20 protein-coding genes, 1 tRNA gene and 1 riboswitch are annotated in these 24,041 nt (G+C 70.2%); of the genes, 10 read left to right on the forward strand and 11 right to left on the reverse strand.

Translation table 11 applies throughout. From position 1 onward, the window contains the following. The first annotated feature begins 3 nt into the window (after positions 1–3). Complete coding sequence (locus ACIA8X_RS40970; protein ID WP_399460435.1) at positions 4–381, forward strand: DUF4190 domain-containing protein; 378 nt, start codon at positions 4–6, stop codon at positions 379–381. Between the two features lie 38 nt (positions 382–419). Here the strand turns inward: ACIA8X_RS40970 and ACIA8X_RS40975 are convergent, their stop codons facing one another. Then, a complete protein-coding gene (locus ACIA8X_RS40975; RefSeq protein WP_399460436.1) occupies positions 420–1,919 on the reverse strand; it encodes an MFS transporter in 1,500 nt (499 codons plus the stop codon). Between the two features lie 160 nt (positions 1,920–2,079). Between ACIA8X_RS40975 and ACIA8X_RS40980 the strand changes: the two genes are divergently transcribed. Next, entirely contained in the window at positions 2,080–3,099 is a 1,020-nt protein-coding gene (locus ACIA8X_RS40980; RefSeq protein ID WP_399460437.1) for a LysR family transcriptional regulator, read from the forward strand. On the opposite strand, the gene ACIA8X_RS40985 is transcribed toward ACIA8X_RS40980, so the two are convergent. Next, positions 3,040–3,690, reverse strand: coding sequence for a TetR/AcrR family transcriptional regulator (locus ACIA8X_RS40985; RefSeq protein ID WP_393462418.1), 651 nt, complete (start codon positions 3,688–3,690; stop codon positions 3,040–3,042). The two genes, ACIA8X_RS40980 and ACIA8X_RS40985, sit on opposite strands and share 60 nt — an antisense overlap. A gap of 135 nt (positions 3,691–3,825) precedes the next feature. On the opposite strand from ACIA8X_RS40985, the gene ACIA8X_RS40990 reads away from it, so the two are divergent. Further along, on the forward strand, positions 3,826–4,887 hold the full coding sequence (locus tag ACIA8X_RS40990) for an oxygenase MpaB family protein (protein WP_393462416.1): 1,062 nt from the start codon (positions 3,826–3,828) through the stop codon (positions 4,885–4,887). 110 nt (positions 4,888–4,997) lie between these two features. On the opposite strand, the gene ACIA8X_RS40995 is transcribed toward ACIA8X_RS40990, so the two are convergent. Then, entirely contained in the window at positions 4,998–5,489 is a 492-nt protein-coding gene (locus tag ACIA8X_RS40995) for a hypothetical protein (RefSeq protein WP_393462414.1), read from the reverse strand. Positions 5,490–5,575: 86 nt separating this feature from the next. Then, positions 5,576–6,088 (reverse strand): hypothetical protein, encoded by a 513-nt coding sequence (locus ACIA8X_RS41000; protein WP_393462412.1) that lies wholly within the window; start codon positions 6,086–6,088, stop codon positions 5,576–5,578. Between the two features lie 121 nt (positions 6,089–6,209). On the opposite strand from ACIA8X_RS41000, the gene ACIA8X_RS41005 reads away from it, so the two are divergent. After that, the gene (locus tag ACIA8X_RS41005; RefSeq protein WP_399460438.1) at positions 6,210–7,760 is read left to right on the forward strand and encodes a hypothetical protein; all 1,551 of its coding nucleotides are present in this window, start codon (positions 6,210–6,212) and stop codon (positions 7,758–7,760) included. Positions 7,761–7,808: 48 nt separating this feature from the next. Here the strand turns inward: ACIA8X_RS41005 and ACIA8X_RS41010 are convergent, their stop codons facing one another. Then, the gene (locus ACIA8X_RS41010; RefSeq protein WP_399460439.1) at positions 7,809–9,281 is read right to left on the reverse strand and encodes a hypothetical protein; all 1,473 of its coding nucleotides are present in this window, start codon (positions 9,279–9,281) and stop codon (positions 7,809–7,811) included. Between the two features lie 351 nt (positions 9,282–9,632). Here ACIA8X_RS41010 and ACIA8X_RS41015 point away from each other — a divergent pair, with 351 nt between their 5' ends. Beyond that, a complete protein-coding gene (locus ACIA8X_RS41015) occupies positions 9,633–12,911 on the forward strand; it encodes a S8 family serine peptidase (protein WP_399460440.1) in 3,279 nt (1,092 codons plus the stop codon). An 82-nt stretch (positions 12,912–12,993) separates the two neighbouring features. Here ACIA8X_RS41015 and ribA read toward each other — a convergent pair whose 3' ends face one another. Further along, positions 12,994–13,638 (reverse strand): GTP cyclohydrolase II, encoded by a 645-nt coding sequence (gene ribA, locus ACIA8X_RS41020; RefSeq protein WP_399460441.1) that lies wholly within the window; start codon positions 13,636–13,638, stop codon positions 12,994–12,996. Between the two features lie 131 nt (positions 13,639–13,769). Then, a complete protein-coding gene (locus ACIA8X_RS41025; RefSeq protein ID WP_399460442.1) occupies positions 13,770–14,285 on the reverse strand; it encodes a MarR family winged helix-turn-helix transcriptional regulator in 516 nt (171 codons plus the stop codon). Positions 14,286–14,351: 66 nt separating this feature from the next. On the opposite strand from ACIA8X_RS41025, the gene ACIA8X_RS41030 reads away from it, so the two are divergent. The 4 genes from ACIA8X_RS41030 (at position 14,352) to ACIA8X_RS41045 (ending at position 18,304) form a co-directional block, all read left to right on the forward strand. Then, positions 14,352–15,485, forward strand: a complete 1,134-nt coding sequence (locus tag ACIA8X_RS41030) for a dihydrofolate reductase family protein (protein WP_399460443.1) — start codon at positions 14,352–14,354, stop codon at positions 15,483–15,485. Between the two features lie 80 nt (positions 15,486–15,565). Next, positions 15,566–15,639 (forward strand) — tRNA-Met (locus ACIA8X_RS41035). A 131-nt stretch (positions 15,640–15,770) separates the two neighbouring features. Then, positions 15,771–16,862: a PP2C family protein-serine/threonine phosphatase gene (locus ACIA8X_RS41040; RefSeq protein WP_399460444.1), complete on the forward strand. Its 1,092-nt coding sequence runs from the start codon at positions 15,771–15,773 to the stop codon at positions 16,860–16,862. 247 nt (positions 16,863–17,109) lie between these two features. After that, positions 17,110–17,267: riboswitch (cyclic di-AMP (ydaO/yuaA leader) on the forward strand. An 11-nt stretch (positions 17,268–17,278) separates the two neighbouring features. Then, the gene (locus ACIA8X_RS41045; RefSeq protein ID WP_393462396.1) at positions 17,279–18,304 is read left to right on the forward strand and encodes a M23 family metallopeptidase; all 1,026 of its coding nucleotides are present in this window, start codon (positions 17,279–17,281) and stop codon (positions 18,302–18,304) included. A gap of 72 nt (positions 18,305–18,376) precedes the next feature. Here the strand turns inward: ACIA8X_RS41045 and ACIA8X_RS41050 are convergent, their stop codons facing one another. From ACIA8X_RS41050 to lhgO, 4 genes are all read right to left on the reverse strand, one after another. Further along, positions 18,377–18,547 carry a hypothetical protein gene (locus ACIA8X_RS41050; protein WP_399460445.1) on the reverse strand — a complete coding sequence of 57 codons (171 nt, stop codon included), beginning with the start codon at positions 18,545–18,547 and terminating at the stop codon, positions 18,377–18,379. Then, on the reverse strand, positions 18,544–19,953 hold the full coding sequence (locus tag ACIA8X_RS41055) for a PrsW family intramembrane metalloprotease (RefSeq protein ID WP_399460446.1): 1,410 nt from the start codon (positions 19,951–19,953) through the stop codon (positions 18,544–18,546). The genes ACIA8X_RS41050 and ACIA8X_RS41055 overlap by 4 nt, the downstream gene beginning before the upstream one ends. A gap of 51 nt (positions 19,954–20,004) precedes the next feature. Further along, positions 20,005–20,838: a tRNA (guanosine(46)-N7)-methyltransferase TrmB gene (gene trmB / locus ACIA8X_RS41060; RefSeq protein WP_399460447.1), complete on the reverse strand. Its 834-nt coding sequence runs from the start codon at positions 20,836–20,838 to the stop codon at positions 20,005–20,007. A 298-nt stretch (positions 20,839–21,136) separates the two neighbouring features. Continuing rightward, the gene (gene lhgO, locus ACIA8X_RS41065) at positions 21,137–22,345 is read right to left on the reverse strand and encodes an L-2-hydroxyglutarate oxidase (RefSeq protein WP_399460448.1); all 1,209 of its coding nucleotides are present in this window, start codon (positions 22,343–22,345) and stop codon (positions 21,137–21,139) included. 295 nt (positions 22,346–22,640) lie between these two features. Here lhgO and ACIA8X_RS41070 point away from each other — a divergent pair, with 295 nt between their 5' ends. Next, positions 22,641–23,993 carry a histidine-type phosphatase gene (locus tag ACIA8X_RS41070; protein ID WP_393462440.1) on the forward strand — a complete coding sequence of 451 codons (1,353 nt, stop codon included), beginning with the start codon at positions 22,641–22,643 and terminating at the stop codon, positions 23,991–23,993. The last annotated feature ends 48 nt before the right edge of the window (positions 23,994–24,041 follow it).

Genomic DNA, 24,041 nt, shown 5'->3' on the forward strand with positions numbered 1-24,041 from the left:
CCCATGTCCACGCCATCCGACCCGGACCCGCAGGTGAACGATCCGAACCCGTCCCTGTCCAAGTCGAGTGACGCTGCGCCGCCGGTGCCACCGCAGCAATCGCCGACGCACGCCGGCTGGCCTGCTTACCCTCCCTACTACGCACCACCCCCGCGGACCAACGGGTTGGCCATCGCGTCCATGGTGTTGGGCATTGTGTGGATCTACTGGATCGGCAGCATCCTCGCGCTGATCTTCGGCTACGTGGCCCGCAAACAGATCAGGGAACGCCACGAAAGCGGTGACGGTATGGCCACCGCCGGAATCGTGCTCGGCTGGGTGGGCGTCGGGGTGTTGGCGCTGCTCTTGGTCGGCGCTTTCATCTCATACATGTCGTCCTGAGAGGGCCGGTTCCCGCATCTGCCACAGTGTGCCCAGGGTCAGCGGGAGGCGGGGGAGGCGGGGGAGGCGGGGGAGGCGGGCGAGATCGGGGAGGCTGGGGCGTTCACGCCCTCAGCCGCTGCCGCGTCCTGCGCCGTGGGCGGTGTGCCTCCCCGCCGGGAGCGCTGGCCGAAGGCGCCGATCGCCGCGGCGAGGACCGCTGCCACGAACGGGACGAGCAGACCGGCTCGGTAGCCGTCGAGCAGAGCGGCGGGAGTCTGCGTGTCAGCGGCGGCCACGCTGACGGCGGTGGCGGCGGAGAGACCGAGGGCCGCGCCGAACTGGAAGGCGGTGTAGAGGAGACCGCCGGCGAGCCCCTGCTCCTCCTCCGCGATCCCCTCCGTGGCGACGATGGTGAGCGGGCCGTATGCCAGGGAGAAGGCGAGGCCGAGGATCAGCAGGCTCGGGAACATCATCGCGTAGGTCCAGTCCGCACCCACCGGGAGGAACAGGCCGTAGGACAGCACCGCGAGCAGAAGGCCGCCGAAGATCACCTTGGCGTTGCCGAAGCGGTTGACCAGCCGTGGGGTGAGGGTCGGCGAGAGGATCGCGTCGATGCCGATGACCAGCATCGCGAAGCTCGTCTGCAGCGTTGACCAGCCGCGCAGTTCCTGGAGATAGAGCACCACCAGGAACTGGAAGCCGAAGAAGCCGGCGGCGAACAGCATCGCCGAGAGGTTCGCCCGCACCAGGGCACCGTTGCGGAAGATGCCCAGCCGTACCAGGGGCTCCGCGGAACGCCGTTCGATGACGAGGAAGGCCGCGACGAACGCCAGCCCGGCCAGCAACGTGCCGACGCTCGCGCCGATCCCGGCGTGGGCCGCACGCTCGACCCCCAGCACGATCAGGACGAGGGCGGCGGTGACGGTGAGCGCGCCGGCCGCGTCGACTCGCTTACCGGTCCTGTCGGGGCGCGCCGACTTGGGGACGAACGCGAGAGCCGCGACGAGGATGAGGGAGGCGAGTACGACCGGGGCGAAGAAGACCCATCGCCAGTCCACGGCGGTGAGCAGCCCGCCGGTGACCAGACCGACGGTGAAGCCTCCGGCGGCGGTGCCCGAGTAGATGAGCAGCGCCTTGTTCCGCTCCGGCCCCTCGGCGAAGCTCGTGGTGATGATGGACAGGCCCGCCGGAGTCATGAAGGCCGCGGCGACGCCCGTGATGAACCGGGCGAGGATGAGCATCCAGCCTTCGGTGGCGAGGCCGCCGAGCCCGGAGAACAGCAGGAACACGGTGAGCCAGAAGACGAACATCTGACGGCGGCCGAACAGATCCGCCGCCCGTCCGCCGAGGATCATGAAGCCGCCGTAACCGAGTACGTAGGCGCTCATGACCCACTGCAGTTCACCGGTGGGCAGTCCGAGGTCGGCGCGGATCGACGGCAGGGCCACATTGAGCATGGCCACATCGATGCCTTCGAGGAAGATCGCGCCGCACAGCACGAGCAGGATGCCCCACTTGCGTGTGCTCAGCCTGCCCGCAGCGATCGAGGCACTCATGACGAGCAACTCCTTCCGGAGTAAGGGGTGTTGTCGGTGCCTCAAGCCTTCGTCAGCGTCCGGCCGGGAACAACAGCGATGATCGCAACGTTCGGTAAGCCAGGCTTACCGATCCGGCGCCTACCGATCCGGCGCCCGCCGATCCAGGGCCCACCGATCCATGTCCGCACGTATCCCGGAGGCGTACGTGGACCAGAACGAACTCGGCTCCTTTCTCGTCCTGGCCGAAGAGCTGCACTTCGGCCGTACCGCCACCCGGCTGCGGCTCTCCCGCGCCCGGGTCAGCCAGCTCATCCAGCGGCTGGAGCGCCGTGTCGGAGCGCCTCTGTTCACGCGCACGAGCCGGCGGGTGGCCCTCACCGGCCTGGGCAGCCGCCTGCGCGACGACCTCGAACCGCACTACCGCGGCATCGAGGACGCCCTGGCCCGGGCCGTCGCGTCGGCGCGCGGTACCGAGGGCGTCCTGCACATCGGCTTCTCCACTCCCTTGGCGGGGGAGATGGTGATGAAGGCGACCGAGAGGCTGCGTGCCGCACACCCCGAACTCGCCGTCGAGGTGTGCGAGGTGCCGCTCTCGGATCCGTACGGAATGCTGCGCAAGGGCGATTTCGACCTCCAGCTGACGGATTTCCCCGTGTGCGAGGACGACCTGACCCGTGGACCGACTCTCCTCACCGAGGACAGGGTGCTGGCCGTCGCGGCCGGGCACCCCCTGGCCGGACGGAACACCGTGACGCTTGAGGATCTGGCCGGTGTGCCGCTGCTGACGATCGCGGGCGACATCCCGGAGTACTGGCTGGAACACCAGCTGCCGGCACGCACCCCCAGCGGCAGGCCGATCGAGCAGGGACCGTCCATCACCAGCCTCCAGGAGGCACTGACACTCGTCGCGGGCCGCAAGGGGGTGGTCCTGACGGGGGCTCATATCGCCCTGTACCACAGCCGTCCCGGCATCTCCTACGTCCCGGTGGAGGGGGACAAGCCGCTGCGATACGGCCTGATGTGGCGGTCCGACGGCGGCAACCGGAGGACGATCGAACTCTTTGGGTCCATGGCCCGCGAGATCGCGCGGGACATGGCTCCGGCCCGGGTGCGGGCGACGCCGCGGCCAACGCCTCGGTCAACGCTTCGGCGGCCAGATGGCGCCGAGGATCAGCTGTACCTGGCCGACCAGGCGTGAAGGGTCGAACTTGCCGGGCTCCGTGAGGGCGAGGCGGCCGAAGTGTTCCGCGCAGGCGACAAGGGCGTGGGCGAGGACCTGTGGGTCGATGTCCGGGCCGCTCCGGTCGGCCGGAACGAGGGAGATCCACTGCTCGATCCGGAGCCGGAACCGCTCCCTGTCCGCCTCGATGCGGTCGCGGACGGCGGTGGGCATGTTGCCCGGGGGCAGCAGGATCAGCCGCCAGGTGTCCGGGTCCTCGCGGAGCATCGTGGACATCCGGCGCAGTGTTTCGGAGGCGAACGCGGCGGGGTCGCGCAGGGCCTGCGCGCTGGGGATGGTTTCCAGTAGCCGTTCGAAGGCGCGTGCCTCCTGCCGGTCGAGCAGGGCGGTCAGCAGGGCGGCGAGATTCTCGTAGGCGCCGTAGACCACCGAGCGGGCGACATCGGCCTTCTTCGCGATGGCGTCGATGGAGACCCGGTCGTAGCCGTCGCTCACGATCACGGCGAGGGCGGCGTCGAGCAGTTGCTCGCGGCGCAGCTCGATCGGGACGCGCGGGGCGTAGGGGCGCCGCTTGCGTGGCCTGTCTGCCGAAGAGGGGGGCGCTGACACCTTGGCAGTTTACGACATCTGTGTCTTAAATTAAGACAGCAGTGTCGTAATTGAAGGCGGCGACGGCGGCGACGGCGCACTCACGGTGGTGATGGCGGCGGAGGTGCACGCCGCGGGACGCACGAGGAGCGGCTCATGGCGAAGCTGAAGCGTGGCGAGGTCGAACCGCACGAGGACTACGGCTTCTTCGGTCCGGGATCCGTGGTGTGGAAGGTCTGGAGCTGTCCGACGGCGCCGACCGTGGGTTTCCAGCGCGCCGTCGTCGTCGAGGAACTCGACCCGCCGCTGGTGGCCGCCGTCCACGCGACCCAGGGCATCTACCAGCGCTCCCGCACCCGCTACGACCGGACCCTGCGGTACTTCGCGATGGTGGCCTTCGCCGGTTCACGGGAGGTGTGCAAGGCCGCGGACATCCTGGTCAAGGTCCATTCCAAGGCGATCGGGCAGCTGCCGTACGGCGGTGGGACCTACGACGCCAACGACCCCGCCTCGCAGCTGTGGATCCAGCTCACCGGCTGGCACTCGATCCTCTACGCGTACGAGAAGTACGGGCCAGGGAAGCTCACCGCGCAGGAGGAGAAGGAGTACTGGGAGGCGTGCGCCATCGCCGCGGAGCTGCAGACGTGTTCCCCCGACGACGTCCCTCGTGACCGTGCCGGTGTCCGGGCGTACTTCGAGCGGATGCGCCCGCAGTTGTCCGCCAGCCCGATCGCCCGGCAGGCCATGAACCACCTGCTCAGGAGCGAGCTCGTCCTGCCGCCGGCGCCGTGGTGGGCGAAGCCGGCGACCCTGGCTGTCGCGAGGGCCCAGCGGATCGCCACGATCGCCACCATGCCGCGTTGGATGCGCGAGCTGGCGGGGATCCGTCAGTCACGCCTCCTCGACACGCTCATCGTGCCCGTCATGAAGGCGGCCTTCGCGCTCGTCCATCTCAGCCCCAGGCTCGAACTGCGCCTGATAGCAAGGCTGTCGCCGTCCACGGTTGCGGTGATCGCGCCCATGAAGCTCGGCATTCCTCCCCGTACCGAGGAAGTACTGACCCCCGCGGAAGCCCGCGCCCGCCACGGCTACGCCAAGCCCGCCGAAGCCCACCTCGAATTCCGGGCCCGACAGGCCGCCCGCGTCTTCGGCGCCGGCGAGGCTCCCAGCGAGCAGGGGCTCATCGAGTCCGAGGAGATCCTGGGGCCGCTGTCGTAGCAGGGCTGCCCTTCGTCATGGGTTCTCCCGGGTATCACGTTCATCGTGGTGGATGTCGGGCACCCGGGATCCGCCCGGCCGCCGCGCAGGTCGCGTTGCCGCTCGGCCCGTCAGCCGGCCCGGGCGGCTCCGTCGGGCCACACCACGTCCACGGGGACACCCGCCGCTCGTGCTTCGCGGACCGTGTCGGCAGTGCCCGCGCCCGCCGCGCTGGGCGGTTCACCGTCCCATACGGCGACGAGTCGGTCGGCACGCTCGATGAGCACGGCGTTGGCGGCCTCGTACGCCTGCCGGTCGGCTGTGTCATGGGGGAGGACGAGCACCTCCTCGGCGGCATCGACCAGCCGGTCGAAGAGCGGCGCCTGGTCGGAGCCGACCTCTGTCCGCCGGTAGTCCTTGGAGGGGATGACCACGGTCAGCCGTCCCCGGGCCGCCAGGACGGCCTCGGCGAACAGGGAATCGGCGCCCTTGGCGATGCAGGAGACACCGATGAGGCCGCCGTCATCGGCGTACCGCCTGATCAGGTCGTCCAGGGCGGCGCGGACCAGAGGGACGCTGTCCTCGGTCAGGTCCATGTGACCGGTCACCGCGATCGTCGTCATGGTTCTCGCTCTCCTTCGCCCGGTCCGTCAACGGCCCGGTCGGCGGATCCTACCCGGGGCCAATGCGTGGCCCAGGGTAGGCGGGGTCAGAGAGCGGCCAGCGTGCAGAAGCCCACGACGTAGGAGACGGCGAAGATGACGGGGACCCATTGCTCGACATGGGTCAGGGGCAGGTATTTGCGCCAGTCGCGGCCCTCACCGAGCGCCCCCCACTCCGCTCGGGAGTAGGCGAACGCGGGCAGCCGTTCCTCGAAGGCCCCGATCACCGCGTACTTGGCTCTGTTGAGCTGCCGGTACGAGCGCACCATGACGAACCATGCGGCGCATTGGGAGATCAGGATCACCAGCCCCGCCAGGAGCAGCAGCACCGACATGTCGGCCAACGCCCTCCCGGACACCGCCGCCACCACTGCCACCACCGCGCTGTTGAGCGACAGGAAGAACGTGTTGGTCAGGTTGCGTCGGGCGCTGACCCGGTCGGCCATCTCCACACAGAGCTTGTACTGCTCAAGTACGGCCAGCAGGTAGCGGTCGTTCGATTCCGCGTACTCGGAGGGACCGACGGCTTCGTTCCACAACGCATCCCCGGTGTCGCTCATGCCCCAAGCATGCCCTCATCTCTTTCGAGTAACTGGGCGTTTGCAGAAGGGACTTGTGGTCGACTGAAGTATCCGGAGACAGTCCGTCCGCCGAGCGAGAAGGTTTGGACACGCGTCACCCATGAACACCGGCCTGGCCCTTGGCGTAACGCCGACCTCGGCACTGCGGTTCGTGCTGATCTGGGGCGTTTCCATGCTGGCGCTCGTCGGCCTCAGCGGACGTCGGCTGCGGCAGCAGCTCGCGGGACTGCTGTTCCAGACGGCCTTCCCGGTCCTGCTGGCCGTGGTGTTCGTGGCCATCCCGTGGGGCGCGAGCAAGGAGTTCCCGCAGTGGTGGGAGAGATGGTGGACCTACGCGTTACCGGTCGCCACCTTGCTTCTGGCGGTGGTGTTCTGGCTTCCGCAACAGGGCGCGCGGCTCTCCTGGTTCGGGTGGTGGGACTTCCGGTATCCCCTCACCACGCCGCACTCCGAGACAGCGCGGGAGGAGGCCGGCGAGGCGCCGTCCGTCCCGCCCGGCGCCCCGGGCGAACGACCGCTTGCCGTACCGCGCCAGACGGGTTTGCGACTCCTGGCGTATCTGCTGCTCCTCGTCGGCCTGGCGGGAACATGCGTCCCGACGATGGTCCTGTCCCACCGGGACTCCTATCCGCAATGGCTGGTGTCGAACGGGTTCCTCCTGGGAGTGACGGGGCTCTTCGTCATGGGCTACGCCGGGAAGCTCCTGGTTATGGCCCGTACCCGGCGGGAGCGTGACTTCCCGTCCCTGCCTGTCAGCGAGAAGACCTGGGTGGGGGCTCTGCTGTGGTCGGCGGCCTGGCTGTGCTGCCTGGTCGGCGTGACCATGACGCTCGGCGCGATGTCCGTCATGATGGGCTCCGCCGACCACCTCTGGTGGGCCACCTATATCGCGTTCTCGCTGATGATCGTGGGCGGTGCCGTCTTCACCCAGGGCAGGAAGACGTTTCTCCGGGCGCGTCGGCACCGGGCCCGGATCATTCCCTCCCCCCGGATCCTCGGGGCGGGCTCCTACACCCTGTACCTACGGCCCTTCGACGACGACCGGCGTCGTACCGCCATCCACGACATCCCGCTGCCGGGCGCCGTGGGCGGACTGTCCCTCGTCCTGTCCGGACGCTCGGCCGAGGAACAGATCGCCGATGTCCTGCGCCCGGTCGGGCCGTTGATCGCCGTCGGAGCGCCGGGGGAGAGGCTGCCGCATGCGGGAGCGGTGCGCATGTATCTGCCCAAGACGCCGAAAGAGGCATGGCAGGAGCCGGTACGCCAGCTCATGCGCCGGTCCCGGCTGACCGTCCTCACTCTGGGGACGAGCGAGGGAACGATGTGGGAGCTGGCGGAGGCGTTGAGGCTGTTGCCTCCGCAGCGGCTCGTCCTCTTTCTGCCCTCCATGGGCGGGGACGACTACGAGCGCATCCGTGCGGAGATCGGATCCAGGCTGCCGCCCGGCCCGCCGTGGTTGGCTCACAGCCACCGGGAACCGGTGCAGGGCGTCATTCACTTCGACGCGGACTGGACTCCCACGCTCACCCCTGTCATGAGCACCCGCCACAATCAGCGATGGAACCTGTTCGTCGCCCTGCTGCCCGGCATGAAAGCGGCCCTGACCTCGCTCAGCGAACACGAGGGGCGGACCGGCCGGCACTGCGGCTGATCAGCGCCGTCGGCATCGGGTGCGGACCCGCCACCGCCCGGGCGGTGGTCAGTGCCCCGTACCGCTGTCATCGGCCAGGACAGGGGGTTCCCCCGCTGCCTGCCCGCCGGAGTGGTGACCCACCCCGCGCAGTCGTCCGCGGGGGCTGAACTCCACTTGGAGCGTATCGACGTCCGTGGCGCCCGCGGCTCTCCTCTCCCGCAGGATCTCCTCCGCGTACAGCAACGGCAGATCGATGGTGAAGGGCGGCCGCCCTCCTGCTTGCGCGATCGGTCCCGTCGGGTCTACGGCCCCCTCAGCGCCGCCCGGCAGGTCCGGACCGCCGGGCAGGGCTCCGCCTCCCGCCGCCTCGCCCCCCTTGCCGGCAATGCCGAGGAACCGCCCCGTTCCCGACATCAGGACGCTGAGCGGAGTCTCGTCCGTCGCCCCGTCGGACCGCACCGTGCGCAGCGCCGACTCCAGCTCGGCGACCGTCATGCAGCGGCCCGCGTCGGCCTGGTCCGCCGCGTCCTCCGCGTCGAACAGCTCATAGATCACGCTCTCCATGAACGGCACCAACTGCTCGCGGTTCATCCTGCGGCTGCGGCCCTCCTCCGTCCACCCTCGGACGGAGGTCGGGTCGAGCCTGATCAGATGAGGGGTCCAGTCCGCGTCGAAGCGGATGTAGCCACGGGGCACCGGAAGCCATTTGACGCCGTGCGGGTTGCTGACCGGCGGATAGGCGGGCAGCCGCGGCGGCTGCCAGTCGGCGCCGCTGCGGCGGCGCAGGCCTTCCGCCTCCTCCTGGAAGATCAGTTCCGCCTTCTCCCGGAACGCGTCGTACTCGCTCTCATCCGTATAGATCGCGATGAGCAACGTCTGCGGCGCACGGCGCTGTAAGCACCTCCTCAGCTCCCACAGCGTTCCCTCCGAGGTACCTGAGGCGAGGAGCACCAGACGAGCGTCATCGATGAGTGAGGCCACCGTCGGCTGCCAGTCGTTCAACGGCAGATACAGCCGCGCGGCTCCCAGCAAGGGGAGTGCTTCGTCCGGTTGACCCACCGCGATGACCCGCGCCAGAGTGCCGAAGGCACGGGAGAGGCGCTCCTCGACGGTGCGCGTGCCGGCCTCGACGAGTGAACCTCCCACCTGCCGGAACCGGCTGAAGGCGTGCGGCATGGTCGCCCCTGTCGCGTCCGACGTGAAGGGCCGTAGGTACAACACGTAGGGACCGCGCTTCGCGTCGGCCATCGTCCGCAGCACCGGAACGCTGTGGCGGCGTCCTCGCCGTCTGAGCCGGCGGCCGCCGAGCAGCGACACGGCGCCGGCCGCGGCGATCGCTCCCACGGTCAACACCCGATACCACAGTGGGTCGGTGGTGCCCAGTGGCGAGAAAATCGTCCGCATGCGGCTGAAGCCCGCGATGAAGAAGAAGGCGCCGAAGAGCGTCAGAAAGCTGCCGACCAGGCGCATGGCCCAGCCCAGGAGCCGGTGCTGACGTCGTCGAGGCGCGCCGAAGACCGTGGATTCGTCCCCCGTCATGTGATCTGGCTACCAACGGGCCAAGGGTGAGCACAAGCGGAATGGCGCAAGTGCCGCAGAACCCTCACCGCTTCACGGCCTCCGCGCGGACGTCGCGGTCACGCCCAGGGGCACAACAGCCCCACCAGCCTCTCCCGCCCCACAGGAATGTCACAGCCTGGTCCGTTAAGTCCGTGCTGGCGTATGGCGGGTATGTGCCAGTCCGCGATCTCGCGTCCGTGAACTATCAACAGAAATCGGTCCCTTGAGGGAAGCTGGGCGATCATCCGGGATCACTGTCCGGACCGCGGCGGTCGAAGGTGCTCGATCCGGACCGCCGACGCCTATGTTCCTTCAGCACCAGGGATCACCATGCCCACCACCCCCCACTCGGCCCCGATATCGGGCGCGAAACGCGCCGCCCGTATCGCCGTGGCCGCGGGCCTCGTCGCCGCCCTGTCCGCGGCCGGGCCCATACCCCTCGCCCTCGCCGCGGACGGCTCCACCGCCACCGCGGCCGACCCCGGCGTCAAGTCCGCCCACGACAAGCTGGGTTCGGACGACGCCGACCTCCTCGCGGAGGCCAAGGCACAGCGCGACAAGACCGTCACGATGATGATCGCCACCGCACCCGGCCAGACCGAGAAGGTCGCCGCGGAGCTGGACGCGGTCAAGGGCGGCTCCGTGGGCCGTACCTACGACAAGCTCGGCTACGTACGGGCCACCGTGCCGACCGGCAAGGCGGACTCGGCCATCGCCGCCGCCGCGAAGCTCTCCTCCGTGCAGGCCATCGACCTGCGGGACGAGATACCCCTCGAAGAGCCGAGCCTCGACAGCGGCACCAAGTCGAGCGCCTCCGCGGCCACTTACCCGGGCCCGGACAAGAGCACCCCCGCGAAGAACCCGTACAACCCGGCCTTCGAGACGGGCGCCGTCGACTTCGTGAAGAAGAACCCGAAGGCGGACGGGCGCGGAGTGACCATCGGTGTCCTCGACACCGGTGTCGACCTCGCGAGCCCGGCGCTGCAGAAGACGACGACCGGCGAGCGCAAGATCGTCGACTGGGTGACCGCCACCGACCCGCTCGTCGACGGCGACGGCACCTGGCGGGCGATGACCACCTCCGTCTCCGGGCCGTCCTTCACCTACGGCGGCAAGAGCTGGAAGGCGCCCGAGGGGGCGTACCAGATCAGCACCTTCCGTGAGGCCGTCACCGCACAGGGCAAGGCCACGGACGGCGACGCCGACGGTGACGCCAACCGCGACGGCGACACGACCGACGACTGGGGCGTCCTCTACAGCCCCGCCGCCGGCACGGTCACGGTCGACGTCGACGACAACGGCGACTTCACCGACGACACGCCGATGAAGCCGTACAAGGACGGCCACCAGGTCGGCCACTTCGGCACGGACAACCCGGCCACGGACATCCCCGAGAGCCAGGACTTCGTCGTGGAGGTCCGCAAGGACGTCCCGATGGACCCGCTGGGCGGCGACTGGGTCGGCAAGAAGGCCGACTTCGTCAACATCGGCCTCACCGCCGGCTCGCACGGCAGCCACGTCGCCGGCATCACCGCCGCCAACGGCATGTTCGGCGGCAAGATGAACGGCGCCGCCCCCGGCGCGAAGATCGTCTCCTCGCGCGCCTGCGTCTTCGGCCCCGGTTGCTCCAACGTCGCGCTCACCGAGGGCATGATCGACCTCGTTGCCAACCGCGGCGTCGACGTCGTCAACATGTCCATCGGCGGCCTGCCCCCGCTGAACGACGGCAACAACGCCCGCGCCCAGCTCTACACGCGGCTCATCGACACCTACGGCGTCCAGCTCGTCATCTCCGCAGGCAACTCCGGCCCCGGCGCCAACACCATCGGTGACCCCGGCCTCGCCGACAAGGTCATCTCGGTCGGCGCGGGCGTCTCCAAGGAGACCTTCGCCGCCAACTACGGCACCGGCGTCGAGAACGAGTACCAGCTGTTCAACTTCTCCTCGCGCGGCCCGCGTGAGGACGGCGGCTTCACGCCGACCGTCGTCGCCCCCGGCTCCGCGGTCAGCACGATCCCGGCCTGGATGCCCGGCGCCCCGATAGCCGAGGCGGGCTGGAAGCTGCCGGCCGGCTACGCCATGTACAACGGCACCTCGATGGCGTCGCCGCAGGCCGCGGGCTCGTCCGCGCTGCTCCTGTCGGCCGCCAAGCAGCGGGGCATCAAGCTGACGCCCGAGAAGCTGCGCACGGCCCTCACCTCGACCGCCAAGCACATCGAGGGACTTCAGGCGTACGAGGAAGGCGCCGGTCTCATCGACGTCGCCGACGCCTGGAAGGCCATCAAGGCGGGCGCCACCGCGCACGACTACGCCGTGAAGGCCCCGGTCGACACCGCGCTCGACCAGGCGCTGAAGACACCGGGCTTCGGCACGGGCGTCTACGACCGCGAGGGCGGCCTCAAGGCCGGGCAGAAGAAGACGTACGACGTCACCATCACCCGTACGTCCGGCCCCGCCGGCTCGCTCCCGCACACCCTGCGCCTGGCGAACAACAAGGCGCGCACCTTCTCGATCGTCGGCCCGAGGGTGGTCGACCTGCCGCTGAACAAGGCGGTGACCGTCAAGGTGCAGGCCGCGCCCAAGCACGCGGGCATCAAGAGCGCGATCCTCCAGGCCGACGACCCGAGGACCGTGGGCGTCGACGAGCAGATCCTGAACACGGTCGTGGTCTCCACGCCGGTCCAGCACACCTTCACCGCCTCGGGCTCGGTGCAGCGCAACAACTTCAAGTCGTACTTCGTCACCGTCCCCGAGGGCGCGAAGTCGCTGCAGGTCACGCTGGACGGTCTGGCGGAGGGCAGCCGGACGCTGTTCAGCGCCATCAGCCCGTACGGCGTCACGGTCGCCGACAACGACCCGAACACGACGGACATCGCCTCCTACGAGGACCCGCTGCCCGGCGTCTGGGAGATCGAGGTCGACTCGCGCCGTACGTCGGTCCCGCTGGACAACCCGTACAAGCTGAACGCCACCGTCTACGGCGCGTCCTTCGACCCGGCGGCCGTGACGGTGCCGGAGGCCAAGGTGGGCACTCCGATCGCCGCCTCCTGGACGGTGACCAACAAGCTGGAGGCCGTTGACGGCAAGCTGAAGGGCGGTGCGCTCGGCTCCTCGAAGACCGCGCGGCCGACCATCGCCGACGGCGCGTCGCAGACCAGCACCATCGAGGTGCCCGAGGGCACCACGTCCCTGGACGTCGCCATCGGCAAGGTCTCCGACCTGGGCTCCGACCTCGACCTGAACGTGTACGACGCCGAGGGCAACCTCGTCGGCCAGTCCGCGGACGGCGACTCGGAGGAGGCCGTCTCCATCGCCGACCCGGCCGCCGGCACCTACACCGTCGAGGTCGTCGGCTTCGAGGTGCCGTCCGGCTCGACCGAGTTCGACTACCGGGACGCGTTCTTCTCCTCCGCGCTCGGCCAGGTCAGCGTCGACGAGTCGACGCCGGTGTTGCTCGGCACGGGCGACTCGGCGAAGGTGTCGGCGAACGTCACCGTCGCGCGGGCCGTGCCCGAGGGCCGGCAGCTCTTCGGTGAGGTACGGCTGGTGAACGCGCGCGGGACGACCGCGGGCGTGGGCGGGGTGACGATCGAGAAGGTCACGCCGTAGCCGTCGTACGGCTGTTGTAGTCGTCTCACACGAGTGAGGGGCGGGTGTCCGATACCGGACACCCGCCCCTTCCGTTTACCGCTCAGCCCACGTTGAGCCCCACGAGATCGCCCAGCGGCAGCGTGTGCTGGGTCTGGAGGACCTTCGCGCGCAGGTAGCGGACGTTGTCCGGGGTGGCGAAGACGCCCGTGGGGACGCGGCCCTGGACCTCGATGCCGAGGGTGCGCAACTGGTCGGCCTTGTCGGGGTTGTTGGAGAGCAGGTCCAGTTCGCCGATGCCGAGGGCGGTGAGCATCTGGGCGGCCGCCGTGTAGTCGCGGGCGTCCTCGGGCAGGCCGAGGGCGGCGTTGGCGGCGTAGGTGTCGAGGCCCTGGTCCTGGAGGGCGTACGCGTCGAGCTTGTTGTAGAGCCCGATGCCCCGGCCTTCCTGGCGCAGGTACAGCAGCACGCCGCCGCGCTCGGCGATGCGCTCGACGGCCTCGCGCAGCTGGGGACCGCAGTCGCAGCGGGCCGAGCCGAAGACGTCGCCGGTCAGGCACTCGGAGTGGAGGCGGACCAGCGGGGTGGCGCCGGGGGCCGGGTCGCCGATGACGACGGCGACGTGCTCCAGGCCGTCGACGAGGCCGTGGAAGGTGACCAGCTCGGTGTCGACGCGGTAGCCGTCGTGGAAGCGCAGCGGGACCCGGACACGGGCGCGCTGGGTGGCGGCGGCGGTGAAGTCGGGCATGCGGGTTCTCCGGGTTCCGTACAGGGCCGTCTGCTTCAGATTTGAAGCAGCTCCTCGGATCAGGACCCTACCCCATGCTTTAAATTTGAAGCAATAAGTTTGTCGCGCAGATCACGAACGGGCTCGGCCGATCACGAACAGGGCTTGGAGGACCGTCGCCGCCACGGCACGTCGTCCGCGGTGCCGTGCGCACCCTCCCCCTTGAACCCCTCGCCGACCGCCGTGAAGATCTCCTCCAGCTGCCCGACCTGCTCCGGGGTCAGCCGGTCGAAGAGCAGGGACCGTACGGTCGCGACATGACCCGGGGCCGCACCCTCCAGCACCCGCATCCCCTCGTCGGTGAGGGCCGCCACGCTGCCCCGCTTGTCCCAGCGGCAGTCCTCGCGCCGCACCAGGCCGTCCTTCTCCAAGCGGGTCACGGCATACGTCAGCCGGCTGCGGGTGATCTTCAGCCGTTCCGCGAGATCGGTCATCCGAAGTCGGCGTTCCGGGGACTCGGACAGGGTGGAGAGGATGGAGTAGTACATGTGCGGCATGCCGGCCTCCTGCTGGAGCTGCCGGTCGAGCGCGTCCTCGACGAGGAGGGCGGCGCCGATGTACGCGCGCCAGGCGCGTTGCTCCTCGGGGGTGAGCCAGCGGGTCGTCATGCCGCCAGTGTAAGTTTGTTTCAAACTTTAACCAAGCCCGAGACCGCCGAGCCGGAGAGCGCGCCGATGTCGCCGTACCCCTACGTCCTGCTGTCCGCCGCCGTCTCCCTGGACGGCTACCTCGACGACACCACCCCCGAGCGCCTGCTCCTGTCCAGCCCGGCCGACTTCGACCGGGTCGACGAGGTGCGGGCCTCGGTGGACGCGATCCTCATCGGCGCCGGCACGATCCGGGCCGACAACCCGCGGCTGCTGGTGAACTCGGCCGAGCGGCGGGCCGCGCGGATGGCGGCGGGGAAGCCGGAGTATCCGCTGAAGGTCACGGTCAGCGCGTCCGGCGAACTGGACCCGACCGCGAACTTCTGGCACACGGGCGGCGAGAAGGTCGTCTATACGACGGAGAAGGGCGCCGAGCGGTTGCGGCGGACGCCGGTCGCGGCGGATGTCGTCGCGCTGGGCGTGGACCTGGACTGGCGGGGCCTGCTGACACATCTGCGTGAGGTGCGCGGCGTCGAGCGGCTGATGGTGGAGGGCGGCGGCACGATCCACACCCAGCTGCTCCAGCAGGGGCTGGCGGACGAGCTGCAGCTGGTGCTGGCGCCGCTGTTCGTCGGCGACCCGGATGCGCCCCGGCTGTTCGGGCCGGGCGGATATCAGGGCGGGCGGCTGCGCCTGCTGGAGACGCGGCGCATCGAGGACGTCGTGCTGATGCGCTACGAGCCGACGGCGCCCGGCACCGGTGGCCTGCCCGCCGCGGCCGACCGGCACTGGCTGGCGCTGGCGTGCGACCTGGCGGCACAGTGTCCGCCGTCACAGACGGCGTTCAGCGTCGGGGCGGTGGTCGTGGCGGCCGACGGGACCGAGCTGGCGCGCGGGTACTCCAGGGAGGGCGGCGATCCCGTGGTGCACGCGGAGGAGGCGGCGCTCGCGAAGATCGCGCCGGGGGATCCGCGGCTGGCCTCCGCGACGGTGTACAGCAGTCTGGAGCCGTGCACCCACCGCGCCTCCCGGCCCGCGCCGTGTGCGCGGCTGATCCTGGAGGCCGGGGTGCGCCGGGTGGTGACGGCCTGGCGGGAGCCGGACACGTTCGTGACGGGGGCCGACGGGAGCGGCGTACTGGCGGGGGAGGGCGTGGATGTCGTGGTCCTGCCGGAGTACGAGGACCGGGCGAAGGCACCGAACGACCACCTGCCGGACTGAGTGATCCGGCTCTCATCAGCGGCGTCGGGGGAAACCCGTGTGCTTTCGGTCCTGCGGATGGGGTACTGTTAGGTCATCGCCGCGGGGTGGAGCAGCTCGGTAGCTCGCTGGGCTCATAACCCAGAGGTCGCAGGTTCAAATCCTGTCCCCGCTACTGAAGACTCAGGGCCGGAACTGATCAGTCAGTTCCGGCCCTGAGTGTTTCTCTCGTGACTGGTGTCCGTCCGCTCGTCCGGTCGGACCTCCCCGCTCGCTCCCCACCCCCACCTCGGCAACCCTGGTCACGTGGAGGAACGGCGGATCTCGTACGCACGCCGGTTCGTCCGGCTGCTCCCGGCCCTGTTGATCGGCGCCGGGAGCGTGTACGACTACGTCACGCCCACCGGCCTCACCGGCGCGCCCTTCTTCACCGCCGCGCCCCTGGTCGCCGCCCCGCTCTACTCGCAGCGCGGCACGATCCTCACGGGCATCACCGCCGTCCTCGTCCTGCTCGCGCTCCGTGTCGTGCACGGCGCCCTCCCCCGGGCGGAGCTGATCACCGAGCTGGTCACCGTGGTGGTCGTCTCCGTGCTCGCCGTTCTCATCAACCTCCTGGTCCGCCGCAGCGACGAGCGCCTCGCCTCCGCTCGCGAGATCGCCGAGGCGGCCCAGCGCGCCGTACTGCCCGAACCCGCCCAGCGGATCGGCGGCTTCCAGATCGCGGCGCGGTACGAGGCGGCGCAGGAGGGCGCCTCCATCGGCGGCGACCTGTACGCCGTGCAGGACAGCCCGCACGGCGTTCGGGTCATCGTGGGGGACGTGCGCGGCAAGGGCATGGGGGCGGTGGGCGCCGTCGCCGTCGTCATCGGGGCCTTTCGTGAGGCCGCCGAGCAGGAGGCCACGCTGGAGGCGGTCGCCCAGCGACTGGAGCGGGCGCTGGCCGCCCGCGAGCGCGCCCGGGGCGAGGGGATCGAGGCCGACGAGGGGTTCACCACCGTCGTGCTCGCCGAACTGCCGCACGGCGACAGCGCCGTCCGCCTCGTCAACCGCGGGCATCCGCCGCCCCTGCTGCTGTACGCCGACGGCGCGGTGCGCGCGCTGCATGCCGTCGAGCCCGCGCTGCCCCTCGGCATGGGCGAGCTCGGCGCGTGGCCCGACCGGGCCCAGGACGCCGGCTTCCCGAGCGAGGCCACGCTGCTGCTGTACACCGACGGGATGAGCGAGGCACGGGACGAGGGCGGACGGTACTACGACCCCGAGGTGGGGCTCGCGGGGCGGGCCAACGCGTGCCGCGAGCCGGCCGAGAGGATCGGCGTGCTCGCGGCGGACGTGCGCCGGCACTCCGGGGGAGGGATGGCGGACGACATGGCGCTCATCGCCGTACGGCGACGACCGTGACCCACTCCCCTTGATCCTTCTCACCAAGGGTGATCGGGCGACCGCCCTCCGCATAACAACTGACATACCGTCAATACCTGTGTGACTCCTGAGTCCTGGCCAACTCGCCCGATTTGGCCCGCTCGTGACCTGTAAGTCCGGGCGAAAATCGTTAATGATCAAGCGGAACAGCTTGGAATCCACACCCCGGGTCTATTAACGTTCGATAACGCAGCGCGGTTGTCCCAGCCGTCACAAGAGACGGCTCCGTGCGCACGCGCCGAGTCCCGCAAGGGAGCCGGGGAACCACCACCCTGGGGTGAATCGCACGGATTCCGCCGTGGAAGCACGGTTGGTATACGCGCGTAGGAGACCTTCCTGCTCCGAACCCGTCAGCTAACCCGGTAGGCGAGAAGGAAGGAAAGGAGCACGCCCACGTGGCGTCCAACAGGCCTGCTACGCAAGCCCCGTTCGTGCCGAGTCAGCGCAGTGACAACACCTTCGGCTACGACAGCTACCGCACCGACGAGGGCCCCTTCGAGGAGTGGAACCCCACCGCGGAGTCCATTCGTCCGATACGTGGCAGGCATCGCGTCGCCAAGCAGCGCGGCGGGGGACTCGCGCGCAGCTCCACGGTTCTCGGCGTCGGCGTCATAGCCGCGGTCGGCGCGGGCGGCATGGCCACCGCGCAGAGCGGCAAGCCGCCGGTCGCGATCACCATGCCCGACCTGCCCCTGATATCCGACGACTCCACCGCGGCCGCCGAGGACACCGGGACGGCCCTGAGCACCATGGGCACCGCGACCGAGCAGACCACGCAGGACACCGGCGACGCCGGTGAGGCGCTGCGGGCCCGGATCATCGCCCAGGTCGAGCAGCAGCAGGACCAGGTCGAGAGCAAGGCCGCCGCCGCAGCGGTCGCCGCCGCCGAGAAGGAGGCCGCCGCAGCGGCCGCCAAGGCGGAGCAGGAGGCCAAGGCCAAGGCCGCCGCCGCGAAGGCCGAGGCCGAGGAGGAGGCCCGCCAGAAGGCCGAGGCCGCGCGCCTCGCCGAGCTGGCCAAGCAGTTCACGCTGCCGACCTCCTCGTACACCATCACCTCGACCTTCGGTCAGGCCGGCGCCTACTGGTCCTCCGGCTACCACACGGGCCTCGACTTCGCCGCTCCGTCCGGCACGCTGATCAAGGCGGTGCACTCCGGCACCGTCACGTTCGCCGGCTGGGACGGGTCGTACGGCTACAAGACCGTGCTCACCCTCGACGACGGCACCGAGCTGTGGTTCGCCCACCAGTCCTCGATCAGCGTGAGCGTCGGCCAGAAGGTCAACACCGGCGACGTCATCGGCCGCGTGGGCGCCACCGGCAACGTCACCGGCGCCCACCTCCACCTTGAGGTGCACCCCGACGGCAGCACCAGCGGCATCGACCCGCTGGCGTGGCTGCGCGGCAAGGGGCTCACGCCCTGAGGGCAATCTCCTGATCGCACAAGGACGTTGACGGCCCGGCCTTCCTCACAGGAGGCCGGGTCGCACAGGTTTTCAGGGTTCGCAGGTGCCGGACCGGCTCGCGCACTGCCAGCCCGAGAAACCGCCCTTGGGGTTGTCGAGGTCGTCGTCGAGCCGGATGAAGCCCCAGACGACAGTGAGGGCGAACGCGACGGCGGCCAGGGCCAGCAGCCACAGGACGACTGTCCTCGCGGTCCGCCTCACGTGCGATACGGGTTGTACGCGGGATACGGCGCCGCCGGACCGTACGGGGCACCCTGCGCAGGTCCGTATGGGGCGCCCTGCGCCGGTCCGTACGGGGCGGCGTGCCCCTGCCCGTACACCTGCCACTGACCCGGCGCCCCGTACCCGTACCCGTACCCATGCCCGTATCGGTGCGCAGACCGAGGCTGCGCGGCGGCCGCGTGTTCCAGCGCCGGTCGCGCGAACCCCCGGCGTCCCCACAGCTCGTGCAACAGCTCCTGTTCCCGTACGACGAAGTCGGCGCCGGCCCGCCCGCGCCGCCCCCGGTGCCGCAGGAAGGCCAGCGACGTGGCGTACGCCTCGTACTGCGCCACCGCCCGGGCCGCCGTACGCCCGCCACGCTGCCGCGCGTACTGCCGGGCCACCCGCCGTGCCCGCATCGACCCGAGCGCGAACGGCTCGACCGGCGTGAGCCACCCGGCGACGACATACGCGGGCAGCTCCTCGCGCACGGTCCTCAGCTCGCGCTGCCGGGTCCAGATCACCAGCCAGGTCAGCAGTCCGAACGCGGGCACCATGAAGGCGGCGTACACGGCGAAGAACCCGAACTCGCCGAAGGCCGACGAGCCGTTCCACAGGGCGTGCATGCCCATGGCGAGCAGGAGACCGAGGAGCGGGAGGAGAACGCGGCGCACCGGCTGTCGCGGGCCCGACAGGGCGGCGATGCCGAAACCGATGCCGGTGAGGACGGTGAAGAGCGGGTGCGCGAAGGGCGACATGATGACGCGGACGAAGAAGGTCGCCGCGGTGACCGAGGCGATGCCGCTGTCGCCGGCGAGCTGGTCGGTGCCGAAGGCGGTGCCGAGGTAGAGGATGTTCTCGGTGAAGGCGAAACCGGTGGCGGTGACGCCGGCTATGACTACGCCGTCGACTATCCCGGTGAAGTCACGGCGGCGGAAGAGAAAGACGAGAAGCACGGCGGCCGCTTTGGCCGTCTCCTCCACGACGGGCGCTATGACGGTGGCGCCCAGGGTGTCCGCGTGGGACGGATCGGCGGTCGCCGTCGCTATCCATCGGGTCGCGAAGCTGTTGGCGATGATCGCTATCAGAGCCGCCGCGCAGGCGCCCCAGGCGAACGAGAACAGCAGATTGCGCCAGGGGCCCGGCTCGACCCGGTCCAGCCAGCGGAAGGAGGCGACGAGCAGCGGCACGGGCAGCACGGCGAGCCCGAGCCCGACCAGGAACCCCTCGGTGCCGGTCTGCTCACGCACCAGGGCGAGGATGACCAGCCCGGAGAGCGCGAGCAGGGTGCTGAGCGCGCCGTAACGCACCCACCGCTTCTGCCACCAGTGCGCGTGCCGCAGTGCGCCGCCGGTGGGACCGGTGGGGCCGGTGGGGTGCGTCGGGTACGGGGGACTGGTGGTCACGGCATTGACCCTAACGAGACGCGCTTGTTCGTGCTGCTCTGCCCGCTGCTTCTACCGCTGTACGCGGCTGAAGAGCACGTCGTTCACCACATGACCCTTGTCCAGTCCCTGCCCCTCGAAACGGGTCAGCGGCCGGAACTCAGGACGGGGCGCGAAACCGCCGTTGGCGCAGGTGTTCTCGAAGTCGGGGTGACCGGTGAGAACTTCGAGCATCTGTTCGGCGTACGGCTCCCAGTCGGTGGCGCAGTGCAGAAGGGCACCGGGCTTCAGCCGGGTCGCGGCGAGGCTGAGGAACTCGGGCTGGATGAGGCGCCGCTTGTGGTGCCGCTTCTTGGGCCAGGGGTCGGGGAAGTAGACGCGCAGCCCGTCGAGGGAGTCGGGGGCGAGCATCTCGCGCAGCAGGATGATGGCGTCGCCGTTGCCGACGCGGACGTTGTTCAGCCCGCTCTGGTCGGCGAGATTGAGCAGGTTTCCCTGCCCCGGGGTGTGTACGTCGACGGCGAGGATGTTGGTCTCCGGGTCGGCGGCGGCCATCTGCGCGGTGGCCTCCCCCATCCCGAACCCGATCTCCAGGACGACCGGATTCCCGTTCCCGAACAGCTCACCGAGATCGACGACCCGCTGCCCGTCGATGTCCAGCCCCCACTTGGGCCACAGCCGCTGCAACGCGTCCGCCTGCCCCGCGGTAACCCGACTCCGCCGCGGCTGAAAACTCCGAATCCGCCGCTCGAAGTGCGACCCGGCAGGATCGGCCTTGGGCCCGTCCGGGAACCGGGGCTCACCTTTGGCCCGGGTATGCCGGACGGACACACCGGAGAGGTGATCGGTGCGCTCGCCGTCGGTGCCGGGACGGTCGGTTTCGGGGGTGTGGAGGGAATCAGACACAGTGGGGTCGATTTTACGGGGGCGGCGGGGGGCGGGAGGCCGCCACCTCCCGAGGCCGTGGTCGTACCGTCCCTAGCCCCACCCACCCGCTGGGGGCATTGTGGTGGAGCGAGGGCGATGTCTAGGCGCAGGCCCAGCCATTTCAGCCCGTCCGGCGTTTGAGGACGAGGCCCTTTCGGGGCCGATGCGGGGGTCTGGGGGCGGCAGCCCCCAGAAGCGGGCCGGGGTCGAAGGGGCAGAGCCCCTGGAGGACGGGACGGGTAGGGGCGGCGGGGGCGAAAAACCACCCGGCACACACTCACACCCCCTCCAACACCCCCAACGCCCGCCGAGCCACCTCCCGCCCAATCGGCAGCGAAGCAGTAGCCGCAGGACTGGGCGCATTCAGCACATGCACAGCCCGAGCCCCCTCCCGTATCAAAAAGTCATCCACCAGCCCCCCGTCCCGCAACACCGCCTGCGCCCGCACCCCCGCCGCAGCCCGCACCAAATCGTCGGACGTCACCGCAGGCACCAACCTCCGCACCGCCTCCGTGAACGCCCCCTTGGACACCGACCGCCGCAGCTCCCCCGCCCCATACCGCCAGTGCCGCCGAGCCATCCGCCACGCCCCGGGCCACGCCACCGTCCCCCCGACCTCCCGAGGCCGCACGACCCCCCACCCGTACCCCTCCCGGGCCAGCGCCGGCACCGCGTTGGGCCCGATGTGCACATCCCCGTCGATCCCGCGCGTGAGATGCACCCCGAGGAACGGAAACGCCGGATCCGGCACCGGATACACCAGCCCCCGCACCAGCTCGGGCCGCGCCAGCGAGTAGTACTCCCCCCGGAACGGCACGATCCGCACCCCCGGCTCGTCCCCCGTCATCCGGGCCACCTCGTCGCAGTACAGCCCGGCACAGTTCACCAGCACCCGCCCCCGCACGACGTCCCCACGCGTCGTCCGTACGGCGACCCCCAGCTCCGCCCGCCGGTCGACCCGCTCGACCTGTGCGCCGTACCGGATCTCCGCCCCCGACGCCTCGGCGAGCTGCCGGGCGACCCCGACGAAGTCGCACACGCCCGTCGTCCCGACGTGTATGGCCGCGAGCCCCCGCACCTCCGGCTCGTACTCCGCGATCTGCGCGATGCCCAGCTCCCGCACCGGAATGCCGTTCTCCCGCCCGCGCTGCACCAGCGCGTGCAGCCGCGGCAGCTCCTCCCGCTCGGTCGCGACGATCAGCTTGCCGGTGACGGCGTGCGCGATGCCGTACTCCGCGCAGAACTTGACCATCTCGGCGGCGCCCCGCACCGCGTACCGCGCCTTGAGCGAGCCCGGCCGGTAGTAGATCCCGCTGTGGATGACCCCGCTGTTGCGCCCCGTCTGATGCCGGGCGGGCCCCGGCTCCTTCTCCAGCACGGTCACCCGCGTACCCGGCGCGGCACGCGTGATCGCATACGCCGTGGCCAGCCCGACGATCCCACCGCCGACCACGAGCACGTCACAGTCGTAAGCGATCGTCCGCACCTGCTCCACCTCCCGGTTTCGATAATGCACTGCGCCACTGACAACGCCCCCAAACCCGGGGACCGCCACATCCGGCCGCGAGTGCGGGCTCGCGCACCCCGACGTGGTGATTCCAAGGGGGAACTTTTGGCAAGGGCGGGAAATCCGGCCACCCATCTGCCGTGATTCAGCCACGGCGAGTTCACCCGCCGCTCGGACGATGCGGCAGATTCATCCGGTCTGCCGCGTCGGGCGTTGCAGCGGCACTGAACGAAACGGCACTTCGATGAGACGCACATCCGTGAGACGCACCTCCATGAGGCGTCTCACCCCGGCCGTGGCCCTCGGTCTCGCCGCCCTCCTGGCCGCGGCCGCGACTCCCGCCGGCGCCGCCACGAAGACCGGAACCCGGAACAGCTTCGGCACCAAGGCGACGTACGCACCCGGTCAGAGCCCCCGCACCTACCAGCGGCCCCCGGCCGGCTTCACCGCCGTCTTCACGGAGAACGTCTCCCGGCACGGCTCCCGCTCCGCGACCGACGGCGAGGACGCGGACCTGGTCCTCGCGCTGTGGAAGAAGGCCGAGGCCGCGGGCGCCCTCACCGCGAACGGCAAGGCGTTCGGGCCCAAGGTGAAGGCGCTGCAGGAGGCTATGAGCACCGTCGGCTACGGCGACCTCAGCGGGCGCGGCAAGCGGGAGATCCACGACACGGCCGTACGGATGGAGCAGCGGCTGCCGGGGCTGTTCCAGCGGATCGCCGGGGCCAAGGAGAAGATCGACGTCATCAGCTCGGGGCAGGGACGCGCCGTCGACAGCGCGAACCTGTACGCCGCCGCGCTCGCCGACACCGAGCCCGCCCTGAAGCCGCTGATCGGCTCGACCCGCACGGACGTCGACCTCCTGTACTTCCACAAGGCGGCCGCAGGCGCGGCCTACCGGGACTACATCGCGGGCGACCAGCGGCTCGCGAGCACCCTGAAGTCGATCACCGACCAGCCCACCACGCACCGCGCCGCCCGCGACGTACTGAAGAAGCTCTTCAAGGGCGCCTTCGTCGACCAGCTCTCCGACGACGACCGCGTGGCCGCCGCCACCGCCGTCTACAACCTGTACGCCATCGCGCCCGCCATGAGCGACGAGAGCCCCGGCGGCAGGGGCTGGGGCATGGAGCGGTTCATCTCCAAGCGGGACGCGGCCTGGTTCGGCTACCTGAGCGACACCGAGGACTTCTACGAGAAGGGCCCGGGCTTCGCGGACAGCGACATCACGTACAAGATGGCGGACGTCCTCCTCGACGACTTCTTCGACAAGGTCGAGGCCAAGCGCGCCGGCACCAACGACCTGGGCGCCGAGCTCCGCTTCACCCACGCCGAGGAGATCATCCCGCTGGCCGCGCTGATGGGCCTGCCGGGCAGCACCAAGGGCGTGACGGCCGAGCGGCCGTACACCTACGCCGACAACGCCTGGCGGGGCGCGTCCGTGGCGCCGCTCGGCTCGAACATCCAGTGGGACGTCTTCCGCAAGGGCGATACCTACCTGGTGCGGATGCTCTACAACGAGAAGGAGACCGCCTTCAAGGCCGGCTGCCGCCCGATCGGCAAGGACAGCGCCTTCTACAAGTTCGATGAGCTGCAGCGCTGCTTCGGGCGCACGAACAGCGCGTCGTGACGCCGTGAGCGTGACGCCGTAACGGCCGGCGGTTCGGGCTTTCCGAGC

The sequence above is a fragment of the Streptomyces sp. NPDC051738 genome (genome assembly GCF_044453205.1).
Lineage (GTDB): Bacteria > Actinomycetota > Actinomycetes > Streptomycetales > Streptomycetaceae > Streptomyces.

Coding starts and splice junctions, on each gene's coding strand:
- ACIA8X_RS41025 (WP_399460442.1), bottom strand. CDS start 14,285: ATGACGACCCGCTGGCTCACCCCCGAGGAGCAACGCGCCTGGCGCGCG.
- ACIA8X_RS40980 (WP_399460437.1), top strand. CDS start 2,080: ATGTCCGCACGTATCCCGGAGGCGTACGTGGACCAGAACGAACTCGGC.
- ACIA8X_RS41030 (WP_399460443.1), top strand. CDS start 14,352: ATGTCGCCGTACCCCTACGTCCTGCTGTCCGCCGCCGTCTCCCTGGAC.
- ACIA8X_RS40990 (WP_393462416.1), top strand. CDS start 3,826: ATGGCGAAGCTGAAGCGTGGCGAGGTCGAACCGCACGAGGACTACGGC.
- ribA (WP_399460441.1), bottom strand. CDS start 13,638: ATGCCCGACTTCACCGCCGCCGCCACCCAGCGCGCCCGTGTCCGGGTC.
- ACIA8X_RS41015 (WP_399460440.1), top strand. CDS start 9,633: ATGCCCACCACCCCCCACTCGGCCCCGATATCGGGCGCGAAACGCGCC.
- ACIA8X_RS40970 (WP_399460435.1), top strand. CDS start 4: ATGTCCACGCCATCCGACCCGGACCCGCAGGTGAACGATCCGAACCCG.
- ACIA8X_RS41010 (WP_399460439.1), bottom strand. CDS start 9,281: ATGACGGGGGACGAATCCACGGTCTTCGGCGCGCCTCGACGACGTCAG.
- ACIA8X_RS41000 (WP_393462412.1), bottom strand. CDS start 6,088: ATGAGCGACACCGGGGATGCGTTGTGGAACGAAGCCGTCGGTCCCTCC.
- ACIA8X_RS41070 (WP_393462440.1), top strand. CDS start 22,641: ATGAGGCGTCTCACCCCGGCCGTGGCCCTCGGTCTCGCCGCCCTCCTG.
- ACIA8X_RS41005 (WP_399460438.1), top strand. CDS start 6,210: ATGAACACCGGCCTGGCCCTTGGCGTAACGCCGACCTCGGCACTGCGG.
- ACIA8X_RS40995 (WP_393462414.1), bottom strand. CDS start 5,489: ATGACGACGATCGCGGTGACCGGTCACATGGACCTGACCGAGGACAGC.
- ACIA8X_RS40975 (WP_399460436.1), bottom strand. CDS start 1,919: ATGAGTGCCTCGATCGCTGCGGGCAGGCTGAGCACACGCAAGTGGGGC.